Source organism: Streptomyces aurantiacus JA 4570, from assembly GCF_000414115.1.
Taxonomy (GTDB): domain Bacteria; phylum Actinomycetota; class Actinomycetes; order Streptomycetales; family Streptomycetaceae; genus Streptomyces; species Streptomyces aurantiacus_A.
Genome location: NZ_AOPZ01000196.1, coordinates 1 through 9,288, shown reverse-complemented (window position 1 = coordinate 9,288; position 9,288 = coordinate 1). Strand labels below are relative to the sequence as shown.

Below are 9,288 nucleotides of genomic sequence, written 5' to 3'. Positions count from 1 at the left end.
CCGGCTCGGCCACCGCGTGCGTCGCCCCCACCGCGGCGAACACCACACTGCTCACCACCACGGTCGCCGAACGCGCGAACCCGGTTCTCACCATAGGGAATTCCCCCACTTGCCAGTGCCTGCAGGAAACGGGACCTGATCTCCGGGCCCGTGTGACCGAGATCGTAGCGGGCGCGCGGAGAGGGGCCGGGACCGACGCGTGGCGCGAAGCCGCGACGCCTTCGGCCGAGCCGAACCGAGCCCCCGAGGGCGGCCCGCCCGGACCGGCCTCCTATCGGGTCGCCGGGCGGCTGCGGGAGAATGGGCGGGCCTCAACTCGCGGAAGCGGCAGACCTGTTGACTGCCGTCGACGGCTTCGACCGTCGGCCCTTCTCCCACTCCCGGAGAGACGCATTGACCACTTCACGCGCAGGCCGTACGCGGCACCGGATGGACCCGGCCGGGGGCTGCCCGCACGCGGACAACGCCCGACTGCTCGCAGAGAACGCCGTGGCCGAGGTCGTGCTCCCCGGTGAGGTGCGGGGCATGGCGGTGCTGGGGCACGAGGCGCTGAAGGAGTTCCTCTCCCACCCCGACGTCGCCAAGGGGGCCGAGCACTTCACCGCGCTGCGGGAGGGCGAGATAGCCGAGGGCTGGCCGCTGCGGACCTTCGCCACCGTGCGCGGGATGACGACCGCCGACGGCGCCGACCACCGGCGGCTGCGGTCGCTGGTGAGCAAGGCGTTCTCCCCGCGCCGGGTGGAGGCGCTGCGCCCGCGGATCGAGACGCTGACCGCCGAACTCCTCGACGACCTCGCCGAGGCGGCAGCGGCGGGCGACGGGATCGCCGATCTGCGCTCCCACTTCGCGCTCCCGCTGCCCATGGGCGTGATCTGCGAACTCCTCGGGGTGGACGCGGTGTACCAGGACCGCCTGCACCGTCTGTCGAACCAGGTGGTGAGTACGTCCACCGGGCCCGAGGAGGCGATCGCGGCCAACCGCGACATGTACGAGGTGCTCGCCGCCGTGACCGCCACCCGGTCCGAGAAGCCCGGTGACGACCTGACCAGCGCGCTGATCGCGGCCCGCGCGGAGGACGGCGACCGGCTCGGTCCGCAGGAGCTGATCGGCACCCTGCTGTTGATGATCGTCGCCGGTCACGAGACCACGCTGAACCTGATCACCAACGCGGTCCGCGCCCTGTGCGCGCACCGCGACCAGCTGGAGCTGGTGCGCACCGGCGAGGCGGGCTGGCCGGACGTGGTGGAGGAGACACTGCGCTGGGACAGCCCCGTCAGCTTCTTCCCGTTCCGCTACCCGACCCGCGACCTCACCCTGGACGGGACGCCGATCCCCAAGGGCACGCCGGTACTGGCCGGTTACTCCGCGGCCGGCCGCGACCCGGCGGCGTACGGCCCCGACGCCGCCCTCTTCGACGTCACGAGGCCCGCCCGGCACCTCTCGCTGGGCCACGGCGCCCACTTCTGCCTGGGCGCACCGCTGGCCCGCATGGAGGCGACGATCGCCCTGGAACGGCTCTTCACCCGCTTCCCCGGCCTTGACCTCGCGGTCCCCGAGAGCGAACTGCCCCGCCAGGCGGGCTTCGTGGGCAACAGCGTGGCGCGCCTGCCGGTGCGGCCGAGGGGATGAGAACCGGTGCGCACCGTGGCTGCTCCGGCCCGCACCGGGTGGCGGTGCGGGCCGGTGTGCTGGTGTCGCGGTCGCGGAGGGGGCGTTCTCGTGGCCTGCCTCAGCGCGAGCGGGAAGGCGTGTCGCAGTACTCGGCGTTCAGGATGGGGAGCAGGTTCTCCGCTCCCCAGTTGCTGTTGAGGTTGAACGCGAACTGGTGGCCGCCGTCCTCAGTGCTGGCCGTGAAGGTGACCCACCCCACCATGCCCCCGTCGTGATACCACAAGGTGGTGCCGCAGCTCAGCTTGTACCGCTCGATGCCGAGCCCGTAGGACGCGCCCGGGAAGTCGGGGTTGTCGACGGTCGTCTTCATGGCCTTCAGCTGCTTCGGCGGCAGCAGCTTCCCGCGCAGCAGGGCCCCGTAGAACCGGTTCAGATCGCCCGCGCTGGAGATGATGTCGGTGTTGCCCCAGCCCTGTGACCCGTTCACCTCGGTGACGTCGTCGATCCGGTCAGGCTGCGCGCTGAAGAGCTTGGAGTAGCCGCGGCTGCTCGGCCTGGGCAGGCGGGTGCTGTTGCCGGGGAGGGACGTCGCCCTGAGCTTCAGGGGCTTGATGATGCGGGCGCGCACCTCTTTCTCGTACGACTTGCCGCCGACCTTCTCGACGATCAGCGCGGCCAGGACATCGTTGGTGTGGGAGAACGCGTGCCTGGCACCGGGCTTGAACGGCGGCTGGTGGGAGAGGGCCACCTTGATGCGCTGCTCGGGCTTCATGGTGTCGTACCGGTGCCGGAGGAAGCCGTCGCCCTCGATGTACGTCGCGACGTACTCCTTGTCGCCGAGGTAGTCGAACAGGCCGCTGGTGTGGTTGAGGAGCTGCCGCACGGTGATCTCGCGGCCGTCGTTGCCGTTGCCCGTCACCAGGCCGGGCAGATGGCGCTCCACGGTGTCGTCGAGGCTGAGCTCCTTCTCCGCCTCCATCTGGAGGAGGACGGCCGCCACGAAGGTGTTGGTGATGTTGCCGACGCGGAACCGGTCGTTCTTGCCGCGCGGCGCACCCGTCTTCAGGTTGCCCACGCCCGACGCCGACTTCCAGACGCCCTTCGCGTCGCGCGCGTGGGCGGTGATGCCGGGGACACCGGCCTTCACGGCCGCGTCCATCGCGCGCTGCGTCGCCCGGTGGTCGACCGCCGCGGCAGCCGTGTCCCGCGACGCCTGCGCGGGACCCGTGAAGGCGGTGGCCGCCACCGCGGCCGCCGCCAGACCGACCACGCCGGTCCTTGATCTCTTCCGTATGGCCATTCCACGCTCCTGGGAGTCGTCTGCGCTTGGCTGAATTCGCACTCTTGCGGTCCGTCGGCGGCAGCGTAAGTCACCCGTGTCGCTTGTAGGGGGTTTGTGCCGTGAGACGGCAGACGACGGGTGGTTGAGCGGTACGCGCGGATGTCCTGTCCGACGGGACTCGTCGCCGCACGGCTCCGCGCCCGCCCGGCGTCGGGCCGGGGAGTTTGCGCGGAGGGGGCCGACGGGACGAAACTTAATCAGGGGCCTTCTGTGATCGGAGGCGTCATGATCATTCTCGGCGTAGTCCTGCTGATCATCGGCCTGGTGGCCGGGATCAACATTCTGTGGACCATCGGGATCATCCTTGTCGCGATCGGCGCCGTGTTGTGGGTCCTCGGCGGCCTGGGACACGCGTTCGGCGGCCGACGGCACTACTGGTAGCGCGCAGCGGCGTGGCGAAGTGATTCACCGTGGCGGCCGGAGGGCACTCGGGCCGCCACGGACGAAAACGCCCACAGAAAGGTCCGCCATGCGCGTCTTGTCCCTGGTCTGCACCCTCAGCGCATCGCCCGCCCGCGCCAGCAGCCACCTGCTCTCCGATCAGGTGATGCGTGAATTCCAGAAACTGGGCGCCTCGGGTGAGACGGTTCGCGTCGTCGACCATGACGTACGACCCGGTATCGGTACCGACATGGGCCAGGGCGACGCCTGGCCGGCGCTGCGGGAGAAGGTCCTGGGCGCGGACATCCTCGTCCTCGCCACGCCGATCTGGCTCGGCCACCCCTCCAGCATCTGCCAGCGCGTGCTCGAGCGGCTGAACGCCGAGCAGTCGGAATCGGACGAGCAGGGGCGCCCGCTCACCTATGGGAAGGCCGCCGCGGTGGTGGTCGTCGGCAACGAGGACGGGGCGCACAAGGTCAGCGCCGACCTGTTCCAGGGCCTCAACGACGTCGGATTCTCGCTGGCCCCCGGCGCGGTCACGTACTGGGTCGGCGAGGCGCAGCACGGCACCGACTACCAGGACCTGGAGGAGACCCCCGAGGAGGTGGCCGCCACCACCCGCACCCTCGCCGCCAATACCTTCCACTTGGCCGAGCTGCTGTCCGCGCACCCGTACCCGGCCTCCTGAAGCCGAGGTCTGCCTCCTGGGCAAGGAGACGTTTGACATGCGTACGCACGCCCCTCCCTCAGCTGCCCGTTCCGTGTCCCTGGCCGGGCACTCCGCCGTCGTCACGGGGGGATCACGCGGCCTCGGCCTGCTGATCGCCGACCGGCTGGCGGCGCGGGGATGCGTCGTCACCCTGGCGGCCCGTGACGAGGACGAACTCGACGACGCTCGGGCGAAACTCCAGCCGCGTCATCCGCAGGTGGCCGTGCGCACGAGCGTCTGCGACGTCCGCGACGAGGCCGCCGTCGACGCCATGATGCGCGGGGCGCACGAGGCCGCGGGCGGGCCCGACATCGTTGTGGCCAACGCCGGGATCATCCAGGTCGCGCCGCTCGAATCGATCGATGACCGGGACTTCGCGGCGGCCATGGACACCATGTTCCTCGGCGCCGCGCACACCGCGCTGGCGGCGCTGCCCCACCTCCGGGAGAGCCCGCACGGCGGACGCCTCGCGCTGGTCTCGTCGGTGGGCGGACTGCTCGGGGTTCCCCATCTGCTGCCGTACGCGTGTGCCAAGGCGGCGACGGGAGTTCTCGCCGAGGGACTGCACGCGGAGGTGGCCGCGGACGGGGTGAGCGTGACGGCCGTCTACCCCGGTCTGATGCGTACGGGATCGCACCTGCACGCGCAGTTCGGCGGTGAGCACACCAAGGAGTACGCCTGGTTCTCGGCACTCGCCGGAGCCCCGCTGATCTCGATGAACGCCCAGCGCGCGGCCGAGCGCATCGTGCACGCGCTGGTCCGTCGGCGTACCCGGCTCGTGCTGACGCCCGCGGCACGCGCGGCGGACCTCGCCCACGGCGTGGCCCCCGCCTTGACGACCCGTCTCAACAGCCTGGCCGCCCGGCTGCTTCCGAGCGGACCGCGCGGGCGTGAACCCCTTCGCGAAGGCAAGGACGTCGCGTCGCCGCAGGGACCCGTCACCGGGCGACTACAGGGGCTGGGCAGTGCCATGAACGAGGAGGCGGCGGACGCGTACAACCAACGGGCCGACTGACGACCGGAGTTCAGGACGGGAGGGTGGGCGGAGAGCGGCTTGGGCGTGAGTGACCGGCGGCTACTCGTCAAGTGGCCGTGGGCCGAGCAACCGGCGCGCGAGGCCCTCCAGTTCCGCCGCCCGGTCGGTCGTGGCCGCGACCACGAGGTAGCGCACGGGGACGCCGGGGGAGACGTCCGCGTAGAGGACGACGCCCTCGCCCGCGGCTGGGCGGTAGGCGAGCCCCGCTGCGGTGAGCAGGGTGTGCGCCTGCTCGAAGGACGCGTCGGGGCCGCCCGGCGCCTGGCCGGTGCGCCAGGCCGCGTCGCCGCCGTCCGCCGCGTCGGCCAGTCGGCGTACCAGCGCGTACGGGGTGGTGGTGGCGGTACGGCGTACGTTGGCCTCCGTCGCGTACAACGTGCTGCCGTCCTCGGCCAGGAGGGCGTCGAGGCCGAACGGCCCGCGATAGCCGTGGGCGGCGAGGTGGCGGCCGAACCGGGCACCCCACTCGCGCAGTTCCTCGGCTGCCACCGGCGCGGCGAGCGGGCTGCGGTAGCCGGTGAACGCGCCGTCGCGGACGGCCATCGTGCCGTCGAACTCCCAGCGCGTGGCGGCGGGTCCCGCGACGCTGAACTGGGCGCTCAGGGAGCACCGGTGAGGGATGAGGCGTTCGACCACCCAGCGGTCCGCGGCCTGCGCGCCCGCGACCGTCGCCTGCGCCACCCCGGGCTCGGGTGCGGGCTCGGGCTCGGGCGCGGGCTCGGGTCCGGTGAGGAAGCGCACCCCGTGGCCCCCGGCCGCGCGGTCGGGTTTCACGGCGACGCCACCGTGGACCGCGAGGGAGCGCCGGACAACGTTGGGCAGGTCGGTGGCCGCACACGTCTCACCAGGCGGGACACGGATGCCCAGATCCCGGGCAGCCGTACGGAAACCGGATTTCGTGTTGAGGTCCATCACGGCCGCCAAAGTGCGTGCGGTCGGCGGGGCCGCATCCGGATAGGGGGCCATGCCGATGCCGAGGTCGCGCGCCAGGCGAGCGGTCGGTGCGTCCAGCGCGACGGGCAGCAGTCGGGCCCCCGGCCGCTCACGCGCCCAGCGCGCCAGGACCGGCAGCAGACCGGCGCGGCGTACGGACTCGGCCATCGCCACGCCGGGCAGGTCGGGGACGGTGATGACGGTGATGTCGGCCGGAGCCATGCCGAGCAGCCCACAGGCCGCGGCCAGGAACGCCTCCGACGGGCGCACCGGGGTGACCAGCAGGTCGCCCGGGCGCAGCAGCCAGATCTCGCGGGGCGCCTGCGTGGCCCACTTCTGGAGCACGACGTGCTCGGAGAGATCCACGGCGAGCGCGGACGCGAAGTTCGCCAGCACCAACTGCGGGGCTTCGGCCGCAGGGTCGACCACGATGCCGTCTCCTTCCCGAGGAACACCCCACTTCACCATGCATCAGCGGGGCTCTCAGGGGCACCTGTAGCTCTCCTGACCTTGATCGTGGCCCCGGAGCCCCGGCCGTCCCGGTGGACGCCGGGCGGAAAGCGAGGAACGCTGGTGAAGGGCCCTTCCTCCCCACCTCCCCCAGAAGCCTCAGCCGAAGCACGCACAGGGAGGCCGGTCATGGCGAGAACGCTCGTGTCCGCACCAGCCCCCGCCCGCGGCCCCGCGCCCGCCCGGCAGCGCGCCCCCCAGCGGCTGTGGCGGCTGCCCGGCGTGTACGCGCCGCAGGCCGACACCAGCCTCCTGGCCCGGGCCCTCCACCGCGAAGGCGTGAGCGGCCTGGACGTCCTGGACGTCGGCACCGGCAGCGGCGCCCTCGCCCTGTACGCCGCGCACCTGGGCGCTCACGTCACGGCCCTGGACGTCTCCCGGCGTGCCGTCTGGAGCACCCGGCTCAACGCCCGCAGGGCCCGGCAGCAGGTCACCGCCGTCCGCGGGGACCTGGCGAAGGCCCTCGCCCATCGACGCTTCGACCTGGTCGTCAGCAACCCGCCCTACGTGCCCGCCCCGGACCCGGCGCCGCCCGCGCGGGGAGCGGCGCGGGCGTGGGACGCGGGCAGGGACGGCCGCCTCGTGCTCGACCGGCTGTGCGACGCCGCCCCGGCGCTGCTGCACCCCCACGGCGTCATGCTCCTGGTCCACTCCGCCCTGAGCGGCACGGACCGCACCCTGACACGGCTGGAGAAGGCGGGCCTGCGCGCGCAGGTCGCCGACCGCGCGCTCGTTCCGTACGGACCCGTCCTGCGGGGACGGCTGGACTGGCTGCGCGAGCGCGGGCTGATCGACCCCGAGTCGGCCGAGGAGGAACTGGTGGTGATCCGTGCCGAACGAGCCTGACGCGGGGCGCGCGCGACGCGTGACCGTGGACCCGCAGGGACCGGTACTCGTCGAGGGACCGGTGGAGGTCGTCCGCGACGACGGGACCGTCGCACGCTCGGACCGCTTCATGGTCGCCGTGTGCACCTGCCGTCGCACCCGTACGCCGCCCTGGTGCGACACCAGCCACCGCCGACGTACGAAAGAGGGGGAACCGGGCCGCCCCCGCGACGACTGCGAGGACACGCCGTGACCACCTTGCCGCTGCCCCGAGGCCCGCTGTCGCACGCGGTGGTGAACGCCCTGCGCGGCGGCCCCGACGCACTCTCCTCCGACGAGCCCGGGCAGTCCGGACAGCCCGGGCAGCCTGGGCGGTTCGAGCAATCCGAGGAGTCCCGCGAGTCCCGCGCGGCCGAGATCCGCGCCGCCGACCCGTGGGGCGACGACCTGCACCTCGCCCTGTACGTGCTGTACGAACTCCACTACCGCGGCTTCGATTCCGTCCCCGACGACCACGAGTGGGACCCCGGACTCCTCGCCCTGCGGCGCGAGTTGGAGGGAGCTTTCCTGGACGCCCTGCGCAGGGGCACCCCCGACGGCCGGACGGCGGCGCGGGCCCTGGACGAACTCCTCGTCGAACCCGTCGACCACACCGGCAGCGTCAGCCACCATCTCGCCGTCGAGGGCGAGTTGTGGCAGGTGCGCGAGTACGCCGCCCTGCGCTCGCTCTACCACCTCAAGGAGGCCGACCCGCACCTGTGGGTCGTGCCACGGCTGCGCGGGCGCGCCAAGGCGGCGATGGTCGCGGTCGAGTACGACGAGTTCGGAGCGGGCCGCCCCGAACGCATCCACGCCCGCCTCTTCGCCGACCTCATGTCCGACCTGGGCCTGGAGAACACCTACGGCCACTACCTCGACCGGGCACCCGCGCCGGCCCTGGCCGCCGTCAACCTGATGTCCCTCTTCGGACTGCACCGGGCCCTGCGCGGCGCGCTGGTCGGGCACTTCGCCGCCGTGGAGATCACCTCGCCGCCCGGCTCCCGGCGCATGGCCGCGGCGATGCGGCGCCTGGGCGCGGGTGCCGCGGCGGAGCACTTCTACGCCGAGCACGTCGAAGCCGACGCCGTCCACGAACAGGTCGTCCGCCACGAACTCGTCACCGGCCTGCTCACCGACGAGCCCCACCTCGACGCCGACGTCGCGTTCGGTGTGGACGCCACCGGGCTCGTCGAGGAACGGCTCGCCCGCCATCTGCTGGCTGCCTGGAACAGCGGGAGTTCCGCCCTGTTCGCGCAGGCGCCCGCCGCGGGGCGTTATGCCGCACCGGGCGTGGGCACCCGGGCCGTGGCACAAGACCACCCACCACAGAACGCAGTTCACGTGCCGCGCGAACCGCGCTCCACGTGATGCGAGGAGGGAACCTTCCATGACCACCGCACGCGACATCATGACGGCGGGCGCCGAGTGTGCCGGAGCGGAGGAGTCCGTACTTGAAGCCGCCCGGAAGATGACCCGGCTCGAGGTTGGCGCGCTGCCCATCTGCGGCACCGACGACCGGCTCAAGGGAGTGATCACCGATCGGGACATCGTCGTGAAGGTCCTGGGCCAGGGCAAGGACCCCGCAGCCGTCACCGCCGGGTCGATGGCCCAGGGCGAGGCCGTCACCATCGGGGCGGACGACAGCGCCGAGGAGATCTTCTCCACCATGACCTCGCACAAGGTCCGCCGACTGCCCGTCATCGACGGCCGGCGCCTGGTCGGCATGGTCTCGCTCGCCGACGCCGCCCGCGCCCTGAGCGACCCCAAGGCCGGACAGCTCATCGAGGCGCTGTCCACGGATTGACCCGAGTGTCCGCGTACTGACCGCGTGTCCACGTACTGACCCGCGTGTCCACGCGCTGAACGGACCGCTCTGACCGACAGGCTCGTCCCGCCCGGCCG

10 protein-coding genes are annotated in these 9,288 nt (G+C 72.5%); 8 read left to right on the top strand and 2 right to left on the bottom strand.

All coding sequences use genetic code 11. The features are described 5' to 3' along the window. The first annotated feature begins 429 nt into the window (after nucleotides 1–429). Nucleotides 430–1,629 carry a cytochrome P450 family protein gene (locus STRAU_RS19645; RefSeq protein ID WP_016642120.1) on the top strand — a complete coding sequence of 400 codons (1,200 nt, stop codon included), beginning with the start codon at nucleotides 430–432 and terminating at the stop codon, nucleotides 1,627–1,629. Between the two features lie 100 nt (nucleotides 1,630–1,729). Here the strand turns inward: STRAU_RS19645 and STRAU_RS19640 are convergent, their stop codons facing one another. Continuing rightward, on the bottom strand, nucleotides 1,730–2,911 hold the full coding sequence (locus tag STRAU_RS19640) for a serine hydrolase domain-containing protein (protein ID WP_078621338.1): 1,182 nt from the start codon (nucleotides 2,909–2,911) through the stop codon (nucleotides 1,730–1,732). 267 nt (nucleotides 2,912–3,178) lie between these two features. On the opposite strand from STRAU_RS19640, the gene STRAU_RS43025 reads away from it, so the two are divergent. The 3 genes from STRAU_RS43025 to STRAU_RS19630 all read left to right on the top strand — a co-directional run bounded on the left by STRAU_RS43025 (nucleotide 3,179) and on the right by STRAU_RS19630 (nucleotide 5,058). Beyond that, a complete protein-coding gene (locus STRAU_RS43025) occupies nucleotides 3,179–3,334 on the top strand; it encodes a DUF6131 family protein (RefSeq protein ID WP_203227438.1) in 156 nt (51 codons plus the stop codon). A gap of 88 nt (nucleotides 3,335–3,422) precedes the next feature. Continuing rightward, nucleotides 3,423–4,022, top strand: coding sequence for a flavodoxin family protein (locus tag STRAU_RS19635; RefSeq protein WP_037660540.1), 600 nt, complete (start codon nucleotides 3,423–3,425; stop codon nucleotides 4,020–4,022). A gap of 37 nt (nucleotides 4,023–4,059) precedes the next feature. Next, nucleotides 4,060–5,058, top strand: coding sequence for an SDR family NAD(P)-dependent oxidoreductase (locus STRAU_RS19630; protein WP_037660538.1), 999 nt, complete (start codon nucleotides 4,060–4,062; stop codon nucleotides 5,056–5,058). 60 nt (nucleotides 5,059–5,118) lie between these two features. Here the strand turns inward: STRAU_RS19630 and STRAU_RS19625 are convergent, their stop codons facing one another. Then, on the bottom strand, nucleotides 5,119–6,441 hold the full coding sequence (locus STRAU_RS19625) for a preATP grasp domain-containing protein (RefSeq protein ID WP_037660536.1): 1,323 nt from the start codon (nucleotides 6,439–6,441) through the stop codon (nucleotides 5,119–5,121). Nucleotides 6,442–6,651: 210 nt separating this feature from the next. Between STRAU_RS19625 and STRAU_RS19620 the strand changes: the two genes are divergently transcribed. The 4 genes from STRAU_RS19620 to STRAU_RS19605 are packed head-to-tail and all read left to right on the top strand — an operon-like array spanning nucleotide 6,652 to nucleotide 9,190. Continuing rightward, on the top strand, nucleotides 6,652–7,368 hold the full coding sequence (locus STRAU_RS19620) for a HemK2/MTQ2 family protein methyltransferase (protein ID WP_052029163.1): 717 nt from the start codon (nucleotides 6,652–6,654) through the stop codon (nucleotides 7,366–7,368). Continuing rightward, the gene (locus STRAU_RS19615; RefSeq protein WP_037660533.1) at nucleotides 7,352–7,600 is read left to right on the top strand and encodes a CDGSH iron-sulfur domain-containing protein; all 249 of its coding nucleotides are present in this window, start codon (nucleotides 7,352–7,354) and stop codon (nucleotides 7,598–7,600) included. The genes STRAU_RS19620 and STRAU_RS19615 overlap by 17 nt, the downstream gene beginning before the upstream one ends. Beyond that, nucleotides 7,597–8,754, top strand: a complete 1,158-nt coding sequence (locus STRAU_RS19610) for an iron-containing redox enzyme family protein (protein WP_397892247.1) — start codon at nucleotides 7,597–7,599, stop codon at nucleotides 8,752–8,754. Before STRAU_RS19615 ends, STRAU_RS19610 begins: the two co-directional genes overlap by 4 nt. 19 nt (nucleotides 8,755–8,773) lie before the next feature. Continuing rightward, nucleotides 8,774–9,190, top strand: a complete 417-nt coding sequence (locus STRAU_RS19605) for a CBS domain-containing protein (protein WP_016642111.1) — start codon at nucleotides 8,774–8,776, stop codon at nucleotides 9,188–9,190. The last annotated feature ends 98 nt before the right edge of the window (nucleotides 9,191–9,288 follow it).

Bases quoted from the DNA above. Each gene is read 5' to 3' on its own strand.
- STRAU_RS43025 (WP_203227438.1), top strand. From the start codon at position 3,179: ATGATCATTCTCGGCGTAGTCCTGCTGATCATCGGCCTGGTGGCCGGG.
- STRAU_RS19645 (WP_016642120.1), top strand. From the start codon at position 430: ATGGACCCGGCCGGGGGCTGCCCGCACGCGGACAACGCCCGACTGCTC.
- STRAU_RS19630 (WP_037660538.1), top strand. From the start codon at position 4,060: ATGCGTACGCACGCCCCTCCCTCAGCTGCCCGTTCCGTGTCCCTGGCC.
- STRAU_RS19635 (WP_037660540.1), top strand. From the start codon at position 3,423: ATGCGCGTCTTGTCCCTGGTCTGCACCCTCAGCGCATCGCCCGCCCGC.
- STRAU_RS19605 (WP_016642111.1), top strand. From the start codon at position 8,774: ATGACCACCGCACGCGACATCATGACGGCGGGCGCCGAGTGTGCCGGA.
- STRAU_RS19640 (WP_078621338.1), bottom strand. From the start codon at position 2,911: ATGGCCATACGGAAGAGATCAAGGACCGGCGTGGTCGGTCTGGCGGCG.
- STRAU_RS19620 (WP_052029163.1), top strand. From the start codon at position 6,652: ATGGCGAGAACGCTCGTGTCCGCACCAGCCCCCGCCCGCGGCCCCGCG.